Raw genomic sequence first — 17,825 nt, 5'->3', positions numbered from 1 at the left:
CATGTTTACCTTTATCAAAAAAGTCATCAAGACCGGCACCGCGACGCACGCCTATCCGCTGGAGCCGATGCCGGTAGATAAAAATTTCCGCGGCAAGCCGGAGCATAACCCGCAGCAGTGTATCGGCTGCGCGGCCTGCGTGAACGCCTGCCCGTCGAACGCCCTGACGGTAGAGACCGATCTGGCCACAAACCAGCTGGCGTGGCAGTTCAACCTCGGGCGCTGCATCTTCTGCGGCCGCTGTGAAGAGGTCTGCCCGACGGCGGCGATTAAGCTGTCGCCGGAGTATGAGCTGGCGGTGTGGAAGAAAGAGGATTTCCTCCAGCAGTCGCGCTTCGCTATCTGCCACTGCCGGGAGTGCCAGCGGCCGTTCGCGGTGCAGAAGGAGATCGACTACGCCATCGCGCTGCTCAAGCATAACGGCGACACCCGCGCCGAGCTGCACCGCGAAAGCTTCGAAACCTGCCCGGAATGCAAGCGCCAGAAATGCCTGGTGCCGTCCGACCGTATTGAACTGACCCGCCACATGAGGGAGGCCAGCTGATGAGCACTTTACTTGGCCCACGCGATGAAAACGGCATTCCGGTGCCGATGACGGTGGATGAATCCATCGCCAGCATGAAGGCCTCGCTGCTGAAGAAAATCAAACGTTCCGCCTACGTTTATCGCGTCGACTGCGGCGGCTGTAACGGCTGTGAAATCGAAATTTTCGCTACCCTTTCACCGCTGTTCGACGCGGAACGCTTCGGGATTAAGGTGGTGCCTTCGCCGCGCCATGCCGATATCCTGCTGTTTACCGGGGCGGTGACCCGCGCGATGCGCTCCCCGGCGCTGCGCGCCTGGCAGTCGGCGCCGGATCCAAAGATTTGTATCTCCTACGGCGCCTGCGGCAACAGCGGCGGCATCTTCCACGACCTGTACTGCGTCTGGGGCGGTACCGATAAAATCGTACCGGTCGATGTCTATATCCCGGGCTGCCCGCCGACGCCCGCCGCCACCCTGTACGGCTTCGCCATGGCCCTCGGCCTGCTGGAGCAGAAAATTCACGCCCGCCTGCCGGGCGAGCTTGACGAACAGCCGACCGAGCTGCTGCACGCCGATATGGTGCAACCCCTGCGGGTGCGCATCGATCGCGAAGCGCGCCGTCTGGCGGGCTATCGCTATGGCCGGCAGATTGCCGACGACTATATGCGTCTGCTCGGCCAGGGCGACAGCCAGGTGCTGCGCTGGCTGGAGGCGGAGAAAGATCCGCGTCTGACCGAGATCGTCACCCATCTCAACCAGGTGGTCGAGGGGGCGCGTATCCGATGAGCGAGACGGTGGTGTTCAGTCAGCTGAGCCGTAAATTTATTGATGAGAACGACGCCACGCCGGATCAGGCGCAGCAGGTGGTCTATTACAGCCTGGCGATTGGCCACCACCTCGGCGTTATCGACTGTCTCGAGGCGGCGCTGAGCTGCCCGTGGGACGCGTATCTGGCATGGATCGCCACCCTTGAGGCCGGCAGCGTCGCGCGGCGCAAAATGGAGGGGGTGCCGAAGTATGGCGAAATCGTCATCGACAGCAGCCATGTGGCAATGCTGGCCAACGCCTTTGATAAAGCGCAGTCCGCGCAGACCCCGCAGCAGCAGGCGTGGAGCAAAACAATGCTCAGCATGCTGCATGATATTCACCAGGAAAGCGCCATCTACCTGATGGTGAGGAGATTACGTGACTGACGTTTTACTCTGTGTCGGCAACAGTATGATGGGCGACGACGGCGCCGGCCCGCTGCTGGCGGAAATGTGCGCGGCGAACCCGGCCGGCCAGTGGGTGGTCATCGACGGCGGCAGCGCGCCGGAAAACGACATCGTGGCGATCCGCGAATTACGCCCCGAACGCCTGCTGATCGTCGATGCCACCGATATGGGCCTAAACCCCGGCGACATTCGCGTCATCGACCCCGACGACATCGCCGAGATGTTTATGATGACCACCCATAACATGCCGCTCAACTATCTGGTCGATCAGCTGAAAGAAGACGTCGGCGAAGTGATCTTCCTCGGCATTCAGCCGGATATTGTCGGTTTTTATTATCCGATGACCCAGCCGGTGAAAGAGGCCGTTGCCCGAGTGTACCAGCAGCTGGCAGGCTGGCAGGGCCACGGCGGCTTTGCCCGGCTGGAAGCCGCAGACGATTAACCCTGCGGTGCTCAGGGCTCCCCGACGGCGCGCGACTGACCGGCCGGGAGCCCCGTTACCGGCGGCGCCAGCTCAAGATTCTCTATCACTAATTTACCGGGCGACACCGAGACTCTGACCTGCGTGCCGACCGGGAATCCCGCCTGCTCCAGCCAGTCGCCGTTCAGGCTCAGCGCCGCATGGCGGGTGTAGCGCCGCGTCTCCCGCGTTTTGCGGTTCTCATGGCGTTTTCTGACATATCCCACGGTTAACTGGCGAATGGCCCTGGCGATCCCTCCGGCTGCGGTGGTGTGCTGTGCGTTCATGATGTGCTCCTTGCTGAAGATACCCCTGAAAATATACTGGATAAAATACCAGTTGTTGTGAACGAGAGGCAAACCAGAAACTGGAATCAGGCTCGAGAAAAAAACATGTAATAGATGCAACAGAAAGCAGCGCCCGTCCCCCGGTTAGCGCGGAGAGACGGGCGAGCGCGGGAGACGCGCTTAGTCGAGGTCGGCGCCGTTGCTGGCTATCACCTTCTGGTACCAGAAGAACGACTTTTTACGCTTGCGCGCCAGCGTGCCGTTGCCGGCGTCGTCGCGATCGACATAGACAAAGCCGTAGCGCTTGCTCATCTCGCCGGTTGACGCCGAGACCAGATCGATGCAGCCCCAGCTGGTGTAGCCCAGCACCGGAATACCGTCGCCGATGGCGTCGCGCATCGCCTTGATGTGCTCGCGCAGGTAGCTGATGCGATAGTCGTCATTGATCTCCCCCCTGGCGTCAATCTCGTCCCGGGCGCCGAGCCCGTTTTCCACCAGGAACAGCGGTTTCTGATAGCGGTCGTACATCATGTTCATGGTGATGCGCAGGCCCAGCGGGTCGATGCCCCAGCCCCATTCGCTGGCTGGAATGTGCGGGTTCTTCAGCGACTTGACGATGTTGGCGGCATTGGTGTTGCTGGCGTTCATCTCCGCCGAGGCGCAGCGCGAGGCGTAGTAGCTAAAGGAGACGAAATCGACGGTGTTTTTGAGGATCTCATCATCGCCCGGCAGCTTCGCAATGGTGACCCCCTTTTCCCGGAATACCCGCGCGGCCCATACCGGGTAGGCGCCGCGCGCCTGGACGTCAATAAAGAACAGGTTTTCGCGGTCCTTCTCCAGCGCCATCCATACATCTTCCGGCTTGCAGGAGTAAGGGTAGAAATTACCGCCCGCCAGCATGCAGCCGACCTGATTCTGCGGGTTTATCTCGTGGGCGATTTTTGTCGCCAGCGCGCTGGCCACCAGCTCGTGATGCGCCGCCTGGTACTTCACCTGCTCCTGATTTTCTCCCTCTTCAAACACCAGCCCGGCGCCGGAGTAGGGGCTGTGCAGCATAATGTTGATTTCATTGAAGGTGAGCCAGTATTTCACCAGACCGTCAAAAGCTTCAAAGCAGGTGCGGGCGTAGTGGCTGAAGAAATCGACCATTTTGCGGTTGCGCCAGGAGCCGTACTCCATCACCAGATGCATCGGCACGTCAAAATGGCACAACGTCACCAGCGGCTCGATACCGTGCTTTTTGCACTCCTCGAACAGCGAACGATAGAAGGCGATGCCCTGCGGATTCGGCTGCTGCTCGTCGCCGCGCGGGAACAGGCGGCTCCAGGCGATGGAGGTGCGAAAGACGCTGAACCCCATCTCCGCCATCAGGGCGATATCTTCCTTGTAGCGGTGGTAGAAATCGATCGCCTCGTGGCTGGGGTAGAATTCGTCTTCGCGAAGCGTGAAGCGCTTCTTCAGGCCTAATTTTACCGGCAGACGGTGGGCGCCGTGGGGGAGGGTATCCACGGTGGCCATCCCTTTCCCCCCTTCGCGCCATGCGCCTTCTGACTGGTTGGCGGCCAGTGCGCCGCCCCATAAAAATCCCTGTGGGAAACTCGCCATGCGTTACCTCGTTATTAATGGTGTGTTCAGGCGTGGGTTGCCTGGGCCTGGGCCTGGCGCGCTCGGGCGTCGGCGGCGGCCTGTTCAACGGGAATATCTTCAAAGCCGAGGATCAGCGTCAGGGCAAACGACAGCACTACCGACAGCGCCATCACGCCAAACACCCAGACGATGGTCATTGGATTGGCTGGATCGAAAAACTGCACGCTGGTGAACAGCCCCGGCGCCGCCATCGAGTGGCTGGCCAGTCCGGCGATGCCCGCCACCGCGCCGCAGATAAAGCCGCTGATTAAGCTGGCGATCAGCGGGCGTTTCAGGCGCACCGCCACGCCGTACAGCGCCGGTTCGGAAATACCGGCCAGAATCGCCGATGCCGCGGCGGCCAGCGCCGTCTGGCGCAATTCCGGGTTTTTCGTTTTCCACGCCACCGCCAGCGACGAGCCGCCGAGCGACAGGTTGGCGCCGATCTCCGACGGCATTACCATGCCCTCTTTGCCGGTTTCGGCGATGGTCTGAATGATGGTCGGCGTAAAGACCCGGTGCATGCCGGTCATCACCAGCAGCGGCCACAGCCCGCCCATGATCGCCACCGACAGCCAGCCGAGATAGCTGTGGATCGTATAGACCAGCGCGGAAATGGCGCTGCCGATCCAGATGCCGAGCGGGCCAATCAGCAGGATCGCCAGCGGGGCGGCGATCAGCACGATCAGCATCGGCTTAAGGAAGTTTTTCGTCACCGCCGGGGTAATGCGATCCACCCAGCGTTCGATATACGACAAGCACCAGGTCATCACCAGCGCTGGGATCACCGTGTAGGTGTATTTCACTGCGGTCACCGGAATAAGGGCAAATTCGACGTGTTCGCCCTGGGCGGCTTTGGCCATTAATTCGATAAACCCGGGATGCACCAGCACCCCGGCGATAGCGATGGCCAGCGACATATTGGTTTTGAATTTCACCGCCGCGGAGGCGGCCACCATCAGCGGCAGGAAGAAAAACGCGCCGTCGCCGATAAGCGTCAGGAGGGTCAGCGTCGGCGAGCCTTTCGGCAACGCGCCGCTCATTTCGAGGATCATCGCCAGCAGCTTGACCATCGATCCGCCGATAATCGCCGGGATCAGCGGCGACATGGTGCCGATCAGCGCGTCGAGGATCCCGGCGCCGATGCGTTTCAGGGTGATCGGCGCTTTGCCCTGCGGCTCGACCGGGCGCAGGTCGCCAGGCAGCAGATTCACGACCTCGCGATAGGCCTGAGAGACCGTGTTGCCGATGATCACCTGGCACTGGTTATCGCTGCGCACGACGCCGAGCACCCCGGTCAGGCCTTTCAGGGTAGGGCTATCGACCTGTTCGTTGTCTTTGACCACGAAGCGCAGACGCGTCATGCAGTGGGTCACGGCGACGACGTTATCGACTCCGCCTAATGCCGCGACTATCTGTGGCGCCAGGGCTGCATAATTTTTCGACATCGGATTTTATCCTGTTTATCAATAGGGTACTGATCTGTTACCGCGCCGCATCGTCGGGCGATACCATGCTTTATAGGAAACCGGTTCCACAAAATCATGGTGAGTTTCATTTGATTGCACAAGAAATAAAAAAAGATGATCTCATTTTTGTGATTTTGATCGCGAAGCGTCGCGGCGAGCAGGATCGCGGTGGTGAGCAGGGGGTGCTGTAAAAGCCAGAAACGTGCAGTACACTGCCTGCAACTTTTGCAACAGGAAGAATCACATGGCAACAATGCTGGAGGTCGCAAAGCGCGCGGGGGTATCGAAGGCGACCGTGTCGCGGGTGCTGTCGGGCAACGGCTATGTCAGCCAGGAGACCAAAGACCGGGTGTTTAAGGCGGTGGCGGAGAGCGGCTACCGACCGAATCTGCTGGCGCGCAACCTGGCGACCAAAACCACGCAAACCCTTGGCCTGGTGGTGACCAACACCCTCTACCACGGCGTCTATTTCAGCGAGCTGCTGTACCACGTGGCGCGGATGACGGAGGATAAAGGGCGGCAGCTGATCCTCGCCGACGGCAAGCACAGCGCGCAAGAGGAGCGGGAAGCGATCCAGTATCTGCTGGATCTGCGCTGCGATGCGATCATCATCTACCCGCGCTTTCTCACCGTCGACGAGATGGACGAGATCGTTGAGAACCACTCGCAGCCTATCATGGTGCTGAACCGCCGGCTACGCCGCCACGCCAGCCATTGCGTCTGGTCCGATCAAAAAGCGTCGGCGATGCGGGTGGTGGAGCGGCTGATTGCCCTGGGTCACCGCGATATCGCCTTTATTACCGGCTCCCTTGACTCGCCCACCGGCGTCGAGCGCCTTGCCGGCTATAAAGACGCGCTGGCTGGCCACGGCATTACCCTCAACGAGGCGCTCATCGCCGAAGGGCGCTGGACGCCGGAAACCGGCGCGGCGGCGGTGGAGAGCCTGCGTCAGCGCGGGGTGACCTACAGCGCGCTGGTGGCGAGCAATGACGATATGGCCATCGGGGCGATGAAGCAGCTTCACCAGCTGGGCATTAAGGTGCCGGAGCAGGTCTCGGTGGTGGGGTTTGACGATATTGTGCTGGCGCCGTACATGGTGCCGTCGCTCGCCAGCGTCCGGGTGCCGGTGACGGAGATGATTAAAGAGAGCATTAATCGCCTGATATTTATGCTCGATGGCGGCGAATTCAATGTTCAGCAGAGTTTCCCCGGGGCGCTGATCGAGCGTGAGTCGCTGGTGTCAGGTCCCTGCGCCTGACGTCGTCAGCTGTCATCGTCACTACTGACGATGACAGCGCGCTAAGCATTAAATTTTACTTATTATCAATAAGATAAAAACTGGAACGTATTATGCATACTCCGGCGCCTAACCCTCTTACTGCTGGAGAAATGGATGAACCGTTTCATTATCGCCGATGCGAGCAAATGCATCGGCTGTCGCACTTGCGAAGTAGCCTGCGTGGTCTCCCATCAGGAACATCAGGACTGCGCCTCCCTGACGCCGCACACCTTTCAGCCGCGTATTCACGTCATCAAAGGGGTCAATGTCTCCACGGCCACCGCCTGCCGTCAGTGTGAGGACGCCCCGTGCGCCAACGTCTGCCCGAACGGCGCCATCAGCCGCGATAAAGGCTTTGTTCATGTGATGCAGGAGCGCTGCATCGGCTGCAAAACCTGCGTCGTCGCCTGCCCGTACGGGGCGATGGAGGTAGTGGTGCGGCCGGTGATCCGCCATAGCGGCGCCGGACTGAACGTCGTGGCGGAAAAAGCCGAAGCCAACAAGTGCGATCTCTGCTTCCACCGCGACAGCGGCCCGGCCTGCATGGAGGTCTGCCCGACGCACGCCCTGGTCTGCGTAGACCGCAACAAGCTGGAGCAGATGAACCAGGAAAAACGTCGCCGCACGGCGCTGGCCTGGTAAGCTCAGGCATGAACGGGGTGCAAATCCGCATTCGCGGTAAAGTGCAGGGGGTGGGGTTCCGCCCCTTTGTCTGGCAGCTGGCTCAGGGGCAGGCGCGCTGTGGCGATGTCTGTAACGACGGCGACGGCGTGCTGGTGCGGTTGGCCGGGGACGATGATGGTTTTACTGCCGCCCTCGCTGCCCACTGCCCGCCGCTGGCGCGGATCGACAGCGTCGTCTGCGCCCCTTATCGCTGGGCGGCTCCGCCGCAGGATTTCACCATCCGCGAGAGCGGGGCGGGACGGATGCGCACCCAGATCGTGCCCGATGCCGCGACCTGCCCGGCGTGCCTCGCGGAGATGAATGATCCCCGGGCGCGCCGCTACCGCTACCCCTTTATCAACTGCACCCACTGCGGGCCGCGGTTAACCATTATTCGCGCGATGCCTTACGACCGGCCATTTACCGCGATGGCGCCGTTTCCGCTCTGCCCGCCCTGCGAGGCGGAATACCGCGATCCTGCCGATCGCCGGTTTCACGCCCAGCCGGTGGCCTGCCCCGACTGCGGGCCGCGACTGGAATGGCGGGCGCAAGGGGAAACGCTGGACGGCGAGGCGGCGCTGCAGTCGGCTATCGCCCGGCTGGCGGCGGGCGACATCGTGGCGATAAAAGGCGTCGGCGGCTTTCATCTGGCCTGCGACGCCGGCAACCCTGCTGCCGTTGCCACACTGCGGGCGAGGAAACACCGTCCGGCGAAACCGCTGGCGGTGATGCTGCCCTCTGCGGCGGGGTTACCTGCCGACGCCGCGGCGCTGATGGGCTCCCCGGCGGCGCCCATCGTACTGATTAGCAAAGCGCAGGTCTCCGGCCTGTGCGACGAGATTGCGCCAGGGCTTGCGGAAGTTGGGGTGATGCTGCCGTCTAATCCGCTGCAGCATTTGCTTCTGCAGGCGCTGGCGCGCCCTATCGTGATGACCTCCGGCAACCTTAGCGGCCGCCCGCCGGCGTTAAGTAATACTCAGGCGCTCAACGACTTAGTCGACATCGCCGACGGCTTTTTGCTCCATAACCGCGACATCGTGCAGCGGATGGATGATTCGCTGGTGCGCTCGAGCGGAGAAATGCTGCGCCGCGCCCGGGGCTATGTCCCGGATGCGCTGCCGCTGCCGCCGGGTCTGGAGAAGGTTCCGCCGCTGCTGGCGCTGGGCGCGGACATGAAAAACACCTTCTGCCTGGCGCGCGGGGGCGAAGCGGTTCTCAGCCAGCACTTTGGCGATCTTGGCGAGGAGGGCGTCGAGCAGCAGTGGCGCAGCGCGCTACAGCTGATGCAGAACATCTACGCCTTTATGCCGCAGCGGGTAGTGGTTGACGCCCATCCCGGCTATCGCTCGACGCAGTGGGCGGCGACTCTGCCGCTGCCGGTAGAGACAGTGCTACATCACCATGCTCACGCTGCGGCGTGCCTGGCGGAGCACCGCTGGCCGCTCGACGGCGGAGACGTCATCGCCCTGATCCTCGACGGAATCGGCATGGGGGAGAACGGCGCGCTATGGGGCGGGGAGTGCCTGCGGGTTAACTATCGCCAGTGCGAACATCTCGGCGGGTTGCCGGCCGTCGCGCTGCCGGGAGGCGACCTGGCGGCGCGTCAGCCGTGGCGTAATCTGCTGGCTCAGTGCCTGGCCTTTATCCCTGACTGGCAGGATTACCCGCAGACCGGTACGCTGCGCCAGCGCAACTGGCCGCTGCTGGCGCAGGCCATCGATCGCGGTATTAACGCGCCGCGCGCCTCGTCCTGCGGACGGCTGTTTGATGCCGTCGCCTGCGCGCTGGACTGCGCCCCGGAGAGCCTGAGCTATGAGGGCGAGGCGGCCTGTAGGCTGGAGGCGCTGGCCGCCAGCTGCTCCGGCGTCTGCCATCCGGTCACGCTGCCGTGGCGCGGCAATGCGCTGGACTTAGCCACCTTCTGGCGACAGTGGCTGCGCTGGCAGGCGACCCCGGCGCAAAAAGCCTGGGCATTCCATGACGCCCTGGCCAGCGGACTGGCGGCGATGGCCCGCGACTGCGCCACCGCCCGCGGCATCGACACGATGGTCTGCAGCGGCGGAGTGCTGCATAACCGCCTGCTGGCGGCGCGATTGACCTTTTATCTGGCGGATTTTACTCTGCTGTTTGCGCAGCAGTTGCCGGCCGGCGACGGCGCAATCGCCTATGGTCAGGCGGTGATCGCCGCCGCCCGCGGACAGGCTCAAGGAACACAACAATGATAATGACAGTTTTACGCCAGCAGCCGCGCGCTGCGGGACTGGTGCTGGGGTTGATCGCGGCGAACCTACTGGCCTGGTGCTGGGCGCTGCAGGCCTTTGGCGACAGCGGCGCGCTGATGGCCGCCAGCCTGCTGGCCTGGGGCTACGGTCTGCGCCACGCGGTGGATGCCGACCATATCGCGGCGATTGATAACGTCACCCGCAAGATGATGCAACAGGGGCGGCGGCCTTTCGCCGTCGGGGCCTGGTTCTCGCTGGGCCACTCGTCGATTGTGGTGCTGGCCTCGGCGGCGATTGCCGCGACCGCCACGGCCTTCAGCGCGCAGATGAGCTGGCTGCACGACACCGGCAGCGTCATCGGCACCGCGGTGTCGGCGCTGTTTCTGCTGGCGATGGCCTTTATCAACCTGGTGATATTGCGCAGCGTCTGGCGCAGCTTTCGGGCGTGGAAGCGCGGTGAGCCGGTGAGCGACGAGATCGTCAGCGGCGGCGGGGTGATGAGCTGGCTGTTTGGCAAAACCTTTCGTCTGGTCAGCCGCAGCTGGCAGATGTACCTGGTCGGTTTCCTGTTCGGCCTCGGGTTTGATACCGCCACCGAAATCGGCGTGCTGGGCATCTCCGCCGCCGGCGCGTCGAGCGGGATTTCCGTCTGGTCGATTATGGTCTTCCCGGCGCTGTTCGCCAGCGGCATGGCGCTGGTGGACACCCTCGATAACGTGCTGATGGTCGGCGCCTACGGCTGGGCGTTCAGCAAGCCGCAGCGCAAGCTTTACTACAACATGACCATCACCGGCACTTCGGTGGTGGTGGCGCTGTTTATCGGCGGCCTGGAAGCGCTGGGTCTGCTGATGGATAAGTTTGCGCTCAGCGGCGGAATATGGCGCTGGGTCGGGGTGTTAAACGACAACCTCGGCGACGCCGGGTTTGTGGTGGTCGGGTTGTTTGTCGCCTGTTGGGCGCTGTCGGTGCTCAACTATCGCTGGCGCGGCTACGATAATCTGGCGCGTTAGGTTCAGCATTTTCCCGGCTTGCGCTGCGCTAAGCCGGGCGACAACAACTGTCCGGCGGCGCTACGTGGGCCTGCGTGGCGTATGCTGCCCGCACTGTTTTACGCAGGCGCCTGCTGCTCGTGGTGAGGCATTGTATCGGTGTCGTTCAGGCTGATTTTTAACTTCTTGAAAACATATTAATTTCTGTTAGCCCCTCCCTTCCTCCGCTTTTAACGACCTTATACATCTGTGATTTACCTCTTATTTACATCATTTAAACCAATCGTTAACTGGATAAAAACACGGCGGCCTCGTTATAGTAGTTTTGTAAAATAAAACACTGTTGTACAGGGTAAAACAAAACGAGGTGTTCATGGAGATCGTTACCGCGCCGCACCTTGCGGTCAGAAACGAGTGGCTTGCGTTACATCGTGAAGCGCCATTACAACCCGAGCTGCCCATCATTGATGCGCATCACCATCTTTGGGATCGGCAAACCGGCCGCTATCTCACCCATGAGTTCAGCGACGATATCCAGACCTCAGGGCATCGCGTTGTCTCATCGGTCTATGTGCAATGCCGCTCTATGTTGCGTCGCGACGGGCCGGAGACGCTTAAACCGCTTGGTGAAATCGAGTTTGCCAGCGGTATCGCCGCGATGTTCGCCAGCGGACATTATGCAAACGCGCTCGGATGCGAAGCCATCATCGGCGGGCTCAGTTTACTGGCGGGGGACGCGATGCAGCCTGCCATTGAGCGCGCGATAGCGTTATCCGGCGGGCGGCTGCGTGGGATGCGCAATCCGTTGGCCTGGCATCCCGATCCGCGGGTAACCTCCAGCCCGGTTACGCCACCGGCAGGCCTGGCGCAGAGCGCTCCGTTCCGCCGGGGCGCTGCCTGTCTCGCGAGGCATGCATTGTCGCTCGATGTATGGGTTTACCACACGCAGCTGGAGGAGATTGCCGATCTGGCGCGGGAAATACCAACGTTACAGATTGTGATCGATCACTGCGGCGGGCCGGTCGGCGTTGGATCCTGTTCAGAACGGGATCCGGACATGTTTCAGCAGTGGCGAAACGGTATGCGACGTCTGGCGGAACTGCCGAACGTATGCGTAAAAATTAGCGGCTTTGGGATGACGGTCAGGGGGTTTCACTTCGCAGCGGCAGAGACGCCGCCGGATTCGCAAATGCTGGCACAGGCATGGATGCCGTGGTTTGAGACCATTGTTTCTCTTTTCGGTGCCGAACGCTGCATGTTCGCCAGCAACTTTCCCGTCGATAAAGGCATGTTCAGCTACGGCGTTTTCTGGAACGCCTGCAAACGCCTGGCGCAACAGGCGTCCCCTGACGAACAGGCGCAGTTGTTCTGGCGTACCGCCGCAACCTGTTATCGGTTAACCTCTGTGGAGAATATCAATGACCAGTAAAAGCGAGCTAAATCAATTTACTGCGACTAAAGCGACGCCTGACGCATTGCCACAACGCGTCGCTGAGAGGCGGACGCTGGCGCTGGGCGGCCTTGGCTGGACATTTGAAAGCTACGACTCCTTTCTCCTTTCATTGCTGTTGCCAGTGCTGGGCGTGGTGTTCGGTATTAATAAAGCCGAGCTTGGGCTGTTTATCAGCGTCACGGCCGGGGGGCAGATTATTGGCGGGATCCTGTTTGGTTTTATCGCCGACAAAATTGGGCGTGTGAAAACGGCGCTGATCTGTATCGCCATCTATTCACTCTTTTCCGGCCTGTTAGCCTTTACGCACGATCAACAACATTTCGCGCTTTTACGTTTTTGCGGCGCGCTGGGTATGGGCGGAATGTGGACCTCGGGCGCGGCGCTGATTGCTGAAACCTGGCGACCTGAACGGCGCGCGCGCGGCGGCGCGTTGATGCAAATGGGCTTACCTGTTGGCGCGATTCTGGCTATCAGCCTGACGGCAATCGTCAGCTCGGTCAACGGCGGCCTGGAGCAGGGTGCATGGCGCTATCTGTTTATGATCGGCGCGCTGCCGGTATTCATTATGAGTGTGGTCGCCTGGTTCACACCGGAATCGCAGGTTTGGCTTGCTCGTCAACAGGCGAAGGCGACGAGTCGTCAACCTGCCGTCAAGCTGGGTAAACAGAATCTGCGAGGTCTGCTGTTGGCCTTTGTCTTTATCTTTTTTATTCAGTATCTGTTCTGGGGCGTATTTACCTGGACACCCACCTATCTGCGGGAAGTCAAACATCTGGATTTTTTGCACAGCCTGAAGTTTGTACTTGCGCTGCAGGCTGGGGCCATCGCGGGTTTTCTGGTGTTTTCGGTGCTGGCGGATAAGTGGGGACGCCGTCCGATGTTCCTGATTTATCTGTTAACCGGCGCCATTGCCGTCGCGCTGTACCTTGTGACCACGCAACCCTTCATTCTGATGGTGGCGATTTTCATGGCCGGTTTCGGGGTTAACGGTATTTTTGCGGGCTCGGGACCCTTCCTGGCGGAAATCATCGGGGACACCTCATCCCGGGGCTTCCTGATGGGGCTCGCCTATAACGGAGGCCGTCTGGGCGGATTTATTGCGCCGCTACTGATTGGCGCTGTCGCCAACGCTGGCGGTTTCACCGCGGGACTGGCGACGACCGTGGTTGCTTTCCTTGCGGCGATGCTGGTGGTGTGGCGAGCGCCGGAAACCAGAGGCATCAAGCTGAAGTAACTTATTTCATCTCTACATCGTTTTCCTGATAAACATAATGAAACCCTGCGAGGAAACCATGACCGATCAATTACCGCACCGCGCGAGCGATAACGACGCGCTGGAAAAAGAAACCATGCGACGGGTTATCTGGCGCATCCTGCCTTTCCTGGTGGTGAGCTACCTGGTATCGATTATTGACCGCGGCAACATAGGCATGGCGGCGCTGCAGATGAATCAGGATCTGGGCCTGAGTAAGGCGGCTTTCGGCTTCGCCAGCAGCTTGTATTTTGTGGCCTACTTTATCTTTGAAGTACCCAGCAACCTGGCGATGCAGAAGGTGGGGGCACGATTGTGGATCCCGCGCATTATGATCAGCTGGGGAGTGGTATCGATGTGTATGGCGCTGGTGCAAAATACCACCTCCCTTTACATCGTACGCTTTTTGCTGGGGGCTGCCGAAGCGGGCTTTTTCCCGGGCGTGGTGCTCTATCTTACCTGGTGGATCCCGTCGCGCTACCGGGCGCGGATCATCGCCTCATTTATGGTGGCCATTCCGCTGGCTAACTTTATCGGTTCCCCGCTTTCCGGGTTGATACTGATGATGGATGGGTGGTTAGGTCTGCGCGGCTGGCATCTGTTATTCATTATTGAAGGGCTGCCGGCGGTCCTGCTGGGGATAGCCGCGTTTTTCATCTTGCGGGACCGTCCACACCAGGCTGGCTGGTTAAACGATCGTCAGAAAGCATGGCTGGAAAACACGCTTCAGGCGGAGCGCCAACAGCAGAAACAGATCGGCCACACCTCCACCTGGCAACTGTTGAAGCACCGTCAAATCTGGCTCATGGCGCTGATTTACGCCGGCGCCTCCTCTGCCGGCACGACCCTTAGCGTCTGGTCTCCCCAGCTGCTGAAGTCGTTCCATCTGGATAACCTGACCACCGGGCTGCTTAATGCCATCCCCTATGGTCTGGCCTCGGTACTGATGATTGTCTGGGGGCGCAGTTCGGATCGAAGTAATGAACGCCGCTGGCACACGGCGCTCACCCTCTTTATGATCGCGGGCGGCGTGTTTGCGGCGTTTATCAATCTGTCGCTGCCGGCCACCATTGCGATCCTCAGCACCATTCTGATTGGCGCTTACGCGATGAAGGGGCCCTTCTGGGCGCTGGCGTCGGGCTGGATGAGCAGCACCTCAGCCGCCGCCGGGCTGGCGGCCATCGGGGCGATCGCCAACCTGATTGGCGGCGCGGTGATGGTGAATGCCTACGGCATGATTAGCGAACGGACAGGAAGCCATACGCTGGCGATGCTCCCGCTGGCAGGCTTGTGTCTGGCAGGCGGCATTGCGGTGCTGGCCATGGGGCGCCGTTACTCGCAGACGGCCAGGCAGGAAAAACAGATGACCCATTAATAAGCAAAGGCGGGATTTTTCCCGCCTTCTCAGCAAAGCTTACTCTTTCACACCGTAAAACGTTTCGCAGAATGTCTTGCTGGCGCCTAGCTTGAGCGACAGGCGGTTGGCCGTCTCCTGCATGAGCTGGCTGATGCCGCTCGCTTTACGATCTTCCGTCAGACGCGATGCCGGCCCGGTCAGGGCCAGCGCCGCGATCAGTTTATCGTGGACGCCAAACACTGGCATGGCGAAGGCCGCGGTGTGCGGGTCGCGCGCGCCGGAGGTATAGAACGGCAGCGTCGGTTCGTCTTCCGGCAACGATTCACCCAATCCCCAGCGGCGTAAAACCTTACTGATAGCGGAACCATCCAGCGGGAACTGGCTGCCAGGCAGGTTGCTGTGGCGCAATCCCTGGGAGGCTTCGGCGCGGAACAGACACAGGCGTTGTCCGCCCTCAATCACATACCAGCTTGCGCTTTCGCTGGAGGCCTGTGACAGCGCCTGCAATTCCGGCTGTACCACTCTGGCAAGTTCAAATGATTGCTCATAGAGCTTGCCAAGATAGAGCAGACGGTGGCCGAGCGTATAGGTGCCATCGTCGTGCCGGATGATGTAGTTCATTCGCTCAAGCGAATTCATCAGGCGATAAACGGTTGTTTTGTGATATCCCGAAAGCTGGGCCAGCTCCGTTAACGTCAGACTGTCATTACCGGGACGGAAGCAATCAAGTAAAGCCAGCGCCTTTTCAACGGCAATTACGCCTTCATTCCCCATCATGTTCTCCTTTTTGCCGAACAAAATTGTACCTGAATTTTGTGAGTAACTTCGTGTTTACATCACAAACAACTTCGCAACACTGGCGAAAAGCGAAGCAATGCACGTATAGTTGTTTTATATAGTACACATGAGTTGTATCTAGTAAAACAAATGGAGAGTCACCATGCCTGCTTCGCAACAGAAACTCATCAATTTCGCTATTGCGCGTGTTACCGCGGAAGAAGTCCGTCAGGCCGCCGAATTTCAGGCCGCCATTCTGGCTGACGTGGCCGGACGCCGTGGCACATTACATGGCCGCATCAAGCCGCTGGCGCCGCATATGGCGGTCGCCGGGCCGGCGATTACCGTCGAGGTCCGCCCGGGGGATAACCTGGCTATTCACGCCGCAATGGCCGTCGCTAAACCTGGCGATGTATTAGTGATCGACGGGAAAGGCGATCTCTCCTGCGCGCTGCTGGGGGAGATCATGGCCACGCAGGCGCAGGCCAGCGGTATCGCCGGGATCGTTATCGATGGCGCCGTTCGCGATGCGGAGACCTTAAGCAAACAACGCTTCCCGGTGTTCGCTGCCGGCCTGAACCCGTGCGGCCCGACCAAGTTCATTCCTGGCCGGGTCAATCATGCCATTTCGGTCGGCGGCGCCGCGGTGCAGGCGGGGGACTTAGTGGTCGGGGATATTGACGGCGTGGTCGTTATCCCACGCGAGGAAGTCCGCACCATCATCGAACTGGCGAAAGGCAAACTGGAGATGGAAGCAAAACGTCTGGTTGCTATCCGCGATGGCGATCTGCGTCCGCACTGGCTGGAGAGCGCCCTGCGTCAGGCGGGGATGCTGAGCGAAAGGGAGACGCTGCCATGAGTGCTAAAAACGTGGTACTGATTACCGGCAGCGATTTGGCTGACGCGGCGCTGGGGATGCTGGAAGATTACGAACTTGTCTTTGCCGGCCGCCAGCCTACAGAGGCCCAGCTGATCGCTTTGTGCCAGCAGCACAATCCCGTCGCGATCCTGGTGCGCTATGGCCACATCACTGCCGCCGTTATGGATGCCGCCCCGGCATTGAAGGTGATTGCCAAACATGGCAGCGGCATTGATGTCATTGACGCCGAGGCGGCTGCCGCGCGCGGCATTCTGGTTCGCGCAGCGATCGGGGCGAATGCCGCCGCGGTGTCCGAACATACCTGGGCATTAATTTTGGCCTGTGCTAAGTCGGTCATTCCGCTCGACCGCCGCCTGCGTGAAGGGCACTGGGATAAATCCACGCATAAATCGCTTGAGCTTGAGGGCAGAACGCTGGGACTCATCGGCCTGGGCGCCATTGGCAGCCGGGTGGCGAAGATTGCCTGTGCCTTTGGTATGAAGGTTCTGGCTTACGATCCCTATGCGAAAGCGGTCCCGCCGGGATGTGAACGTGTTGCTGAACTTAACGATCTGCTCAGGCAGGCCGATGTGCTGTCCCTTCATTGCCCCTTGACGCAACAAAACAGGGGAATGATCAATGCCGCCACGCTGGCGCAGTGTAAGCCGGGCGCCATCCTGGTCAATACCGCGCGCGGCGGGTTGATTGACGATGCGGCGCTGGCCGCGGCATTAAAAGCGGGGACCTTGCGCTGGGCGGCGCTCGACAGCTTTAACAGTGAACCATTAACCACGCCCCACATCTGGCAGGCGATCGATAATGTGATTCTGTCTCCGCATGTGGGCGGCGTAAGCGATGCCTCTTACGTGAAAATGGGGACCGCTGCCGCGGCCAATATTCTGCAGGCGCTGCAGGAGTCGGCTCAGACAGAAACAACGTATTAAGTGTTAATCGAACCTGCGCTTCCGGTTAATTATTTTGCCCTGATGAGCTTACGGGCGGCATCCGCAGGTCGGGTAAGGCGCAGCGCCACCCGGCAAACTAACCGTGCAACAGGGTTGCCTTGGAGGTAATCAACGCGTGCCCGGCGGCGCTGCGCTTGCGCGGGCCTACCGTATCTGGGCTTACGGGCTACATCCGTAGGCCGGGTAAGCGTAGCGCCACCCGGCAAACTGGCGGCGCAACAGGGATGCGTGTATTGCAGATACGGTTATTGGATTGCCATTTTCTCACTCCGGCAAAAAGCGTCTGTCGCGTGTGATTTCAGCGTACATTGCGCTCCCGGTTAATCGTCTGCGTTATGCCTGGCATGGCGCAGGGAGCGCACAGGGGGCGGCCAGTCGCCGCCGCCCCCTGTACCCCCGGGCTCCGGCCAGCAAAATCGCCGCTGCGC

Annotated in this window: 18 protein-coding genes; 14 read left to right on the top strand and 4 right to left on the bottom strand. The window is 60.6% G+C overall.

What is annotated here, in order from left to right:
- Nucleotide 1 precedes the first annotated feature (1 nt).
- From ACOI7D_RS11985 to hycI, 4 genes are read left to right on the top strand one after another with little or no spacing between them, the layout of a single operon-like run.
- Nucleotides 2–544 (top strand): formate hydrogenlyase complex iron-sulfur subunit, encoded by a 543-nt coding sequence (locus ACOI7D_RS11985; protein ID WP_023290793.1) that lies wholly within the window; start codon nt 2–4, stop codon nt 542–544.
- Complete coding sequence (locus ACOI7D_RS11980) at nt 544–1,311, top strand: NADH-quinone oxidoreductase subunit B family protein (RefSeq protein WP_002914891.1); 768 nt, start codon at nt 544–546, stop codon at nt 1,309–1,311. The genes ACOI7D_RS11985 and ACOI7D_RS11980 overlap by 1 nt, the downstream gene beginning before the upstream one ends.
- Nucleotides 1,308–1,718, top strand: a complete 411-nt coding sequence (locus ACOI7D_RS11975) for a formate hydrogenlyase maturation HycH family protein (RefSeq protein ID WP_023290792.1) — start codon at nt 1,308–1,310, stop codon at nt 1,716–1,718. The genes ACOI7D_RS11980 and ACOI7D_RS11975 overlap by 4 nt, the downstream gene beginning before the upstream one ends.
- Entirely contained in the window at nt 1,711–2,181 is a 471-nt protein-coding gene (gene hycI / locus ACOI7D_RS11970; RefSeq protein WP_017899636.1) for a hydrogenase maturation peptidase HycI, read from the top strand. Before ACOI7D_RS11975 ends, hycI begins: the two co-directional genes overlap by 8 nt.
- Nucleotides 2,182–2,192: 11 nt before the next feature.
- On the opposite strand, the gene ACOI7D_RS11965 is transcribed toward hycI, so the two are convergent.
- The 3 genes from ACOI7D_RS11965 to ascF form a co-directional block, all read right to left on the bottom strand.
- Nucleotides 2,193–2,486, bottom strand: coding sequence for a SymE family type I addiction module toxin (locus tag ACOI7D_RS11965; RefSeq protein WP_023290790.1), 294 nt, complete (start codon nt 2,484–2,486; stop codon nt 2,193–2,195).
- A 180-nt stretch (nt 2,487–2,666) separates the two neighbouring features.
- Complete coding sequence (locus tag ACOI7D_RS11960) at nt 2,667–4,091, bottom strand: 6-phospho-beta-glucosidase (RefSeq protein WP_109547011.1); 1,425 nt, start codon at nt 4,089–4,091, stop codon at nt 2,667–2,669.
- 26 nt (nt 4,092–4,117) lie between these two features.
- The gene (gene ascF, locus ACOI7D_RS11955) at nt 4,118–5,560 is read right to left on the bottom strand and encodes a PTS cellobiose/arbutin/salicin transporter subunit IIBC (protein WP_049004637.1); all 1,443 of its coding nucleotides are present in this window, start codon (nt 5,558–5,560) and stop codon (nt 4,118–4,120) included.
- Between the two features lie 65 nt (nt 5,561–5,625).
- On the opposite strand from ascF, the gene ACOI7D_RS11950 reads away from it, so the two are divergent.
- From ACOI7D_RS11950 to ACOI7D_RS11915, 8 genes are all read left to right on the top strand, one after another.
- Nucleotides 5,626–5,772 (top strand): hypothetical protein, encoded by a 147-nt coding sequence (locus ACOI7D_RS11950; RefSeq protein ID WP_156835060.1) that lies wholly within the window; start codon nt 5,626–5,628, stop codon nt 5,770–5,772.
- Between the two features lie 53 nt (nt 5,773–5,825).
- Complete coding sequence (locus ACOI7D_RS11945) at nt 5,826–6,839, top strand: LacI family DNA-binding transcriptional regulator (protein ID WP_109547012.1); 1,014 nt, start codon at nt 5,826–5,828, stop codon at nt 6,837–6,839.
- A gap of 135 nt (nt 6,840–6,974) precedes the next feature.
- Nucleotides 6,975–7,502, top strand: coding sequence for an electron transport protein HydN (gene hydN, locus ACOI7D_RS11940; RefSeq protein ID WP_004205658.1), 528 nt, complete (start codon nt 6,975–6,977; stop codon nt 7,500–7,502).
- Nucleotides 7,503–7,510: 8 nt separating this feature from the next.
- Nucleotides 7,511–9,745: a carbamoyltransferase HypF gene (gene hypF / locus ACOI7D_RS11935; RefSeq protein ID WP_109547013.1), complete on the top strand. Its 2,235-nt coding sequence runs from the start codon at nt 7,511–7,513 to the stop codon at nt 9,743–9,745.
- A complete protein-coding gene (locus tag ACOI7D_RS11930) occupies nt 9,742–10,755 on the top strand; it encodes a HoxN/HupN/NixA family nickel/cobalt transporter (protein ID WP_048298103.1) in 1,014 nt (337 codons plus the stop codon). The genes hypF and ACOI7D_RS11930 overlap by 4 nt, the downstream gene beginning before the upstream one ends.
- A 352-nt stretch (nt 10,756–11,107) precedes the next feature.
- The gene (locus ACOI7D_RS11925) at nt 11,108–12,163 is read left to right on the top strand and encodes an amidohydrolase family protein (RefSeq protein WP_109547014.1); all 1,056 of its coding nucleotides are present in this window, start codon (nt 11,108–11,110) and stop codon (nt 12,161–12,163) included.
- Entirely contained in the window at nt 12,153–13,421 is a 1,269-nt protein-coding gene (locus tag ACOI7D_RS11920) for an MFS transporter (RefSeq protein WP_032453870.1), read from the top strand. Before ACOI7D_RS11925 ends, ACOI7D_RS11920 begins: the two co-directional genes overlap by 11 nt.
- Before the next feature lie 58 nt (nt 13,422–13,479).
- Nucleotides 13,480–14,814, top strand: coding sequence for an MFS transporter (locus tag ACOI7D_RS11915; RefSeq protein ID WP_023290782.1), 1,335 nt, complete (start codon nt 13,480–13,482; stop codon nt 14,812–14,814).
- A 39-nt stretch (nt 14,815–14,853) separates the two neighbouring features.
- Here ACOI7D_RS11915 and ACOI7D_RS11910 read toward each other — a convergent pair whose 3' ends face one another.
- The gene (locus ACOI7D_RS11910) at nt 14,854–15,570 is read right to left on the bottom strand and encodes an IclR family transcriptional regulator (RefSeq protein ID WP_023290781.1); all 717 of its coding nucleotides are present in this window, start codon (nt 15,568–15,570) and stop codon (nt 14,854–14,856) included.
- 166 nt (nt 15,571–15,736) lie between these two features.
- Here ACOI7D_RS11910 and ACOI7D_RS11905 point away from each other — a divergent pair, with 166 nt between their 5' ends.
- The gene (locus ACOI7D_RS11905) at nt 15,737–16,432 is read left to right on the top strand and encodes a methyltransferase (protein WP_109547015.1); all 696 of its coding nucleotides are present in this window, start codon (nt 15,737–15,739) and stop codon (nt 16,430–16,432) included.
- Nucleotides 16,429–17,376, top strand: a complete 948-nt coding sequence (locus ACOI7D_RS11900; RefSeq protein ID WP_044524486.1) for a hydroxyacid dehydrogenase — start codon at nt 16,429–16,431, stop codon at nt 17,374–17,376. Before ACOI7D_RS11905 ends, ACOI7D_RS11900 begins: the two co-directional genes overlap by 4 nt.
- Nucleotides 17,377–17,825 lie beyond the last annotated feature (449 nt).

The sequence above is a fragment of the Klebsiella sp. C360 genome, assembly GCF_048822415.1.
Lineage (GTDB): Bacteria > Pseudomonadota > Gammaproteobacteria > Enterobacterales > Enterobacteriaceae > Klebsiella > Klebsiella quasipneumoniae.
The sequence above is the reverse complement of the archived record's forward strand: the minus strand, read 5'-3'. Positions and strand labels throughout refer to the sequence as shown.

Bases quoted from the DNA above. Each gene is read 5' to 3' on its own strand.
- ACOI7D_RS11975 (WP_023290792.1), top strand. From the start codon at position 1,308: ATGAGCGAGACGGTGGTGTTCAGTCAGCTGAGCCGTAAATTTATTGAT.
- ACOI7D_RS11960 (WP_109547011.1), bottom strand. From the start codon at position 4,091: ATGGCGAGTTTCCCACAGGGATTTTTATGGGGCGGCGCACTGGCCGCC.
- ACOI7D_RS11950 (WP_156835060.1), top strand. From the start codon at position 5,626: ATGCTTTATAGGAAACCGGTTCCACAAAATCATGGTGAGTTTCATTTG.
- ascF (WP_049004637.1), bottom strand. From the start codon at position 5,560: ATGTCGAAAAATTATGCAGCCCTGGCGCCACAGATAGTCGCGGCATTA.
- ACOI7D_RS11985 (WP_023290793.1), top strand. From the start codon at position 2: ATGTTTACCTTTATCAAAAAAGTCATCAAGACCGGCACCGCGACGCAC.
- hypF (WP_109547013.1), top strand. From the start codon at position 7,511: ATGAACGGGGTGCAAATCCGCATTCGCGGTAAAGTGCAGGGGGTGGGG.
- ACOI7D_RS11930 (WP_048298103.1), top strand. From the start codon at position 9,742: ATGATAATGACAGTTTTACGCCAGCAGCCGCGCGCTGCGGGACTGGTG.
- ACOI7D_RS11900 (WP_044524486.1), top strand. From the start codon at position 16,429: ATGAGTGCTAAAAACGTGGTACTGATTACCGGCAGCGATTTGGCTGAC.
- ACOI7D_RS11980 (WP_002914891.1), top strand. From the start codon at position 544: ATGAGCACTTTACTTGGCCCACGCGATGAAAACGGCATTCCGGTGCCG.
- ACOI7D_RS11945 (WP_109547012.1), top strand. From the start codon at position 5,826: ATGGCAACAATGCTGGAGGTCGCAAAGCGCGCGGGGGTATCGAAGGCG.
- ACOI7D_RS11910 (WP_023290781.1), bottom strand. From the start codon at position 15,570: ATGGGGAATGAAGGCGTAATTGCCGTTGAAAAGGCGCTGGCTTTACTT.
- ACOI7D_RS11920 (WP_032453870.1), top strand. From the start codon at position 12,153: ATGACCAGTAAAAGCGAGCTAAATCAATTTACTGCGACTAAAGCGACG.
- ACOI7D_RS11915 (WP_023290782.1), top strand. From the start codon at position 13,480: ATGACCGATCAATTACCGCACCGCGCGAGCGATAACGACGCGCTGGAA.
- ACOI7D_RS11925 (WP_109547014.1), top strand. From the start codon at position 11,108: ATGGAGATCGTTACCGCGCCGCACCTTGCGGTCAGAAACGAGTGGCTT.
- ACOI7D_RS11905 (WP_109547015.1), top strand. From the start codon at position 15,737: ATGCCTGCTTCGCAACAGAAACTCATCAATTTCGCTATTGCGCGTGTT.
- hydN (WP_004205658.1), top strand. From the start codon at position 6,975: ATGAACCGTTTCATTATCGCCGATGCGAGCAAATGCATCGGCTGTCGC.
- ACOI7D_RS11965 (WP_023290790.1), bottom strand. From the start codon at position 2,486: ATGAACGCACAGCACACCACCGCAGCCGGAGGGATCGCCAGGGCCATT.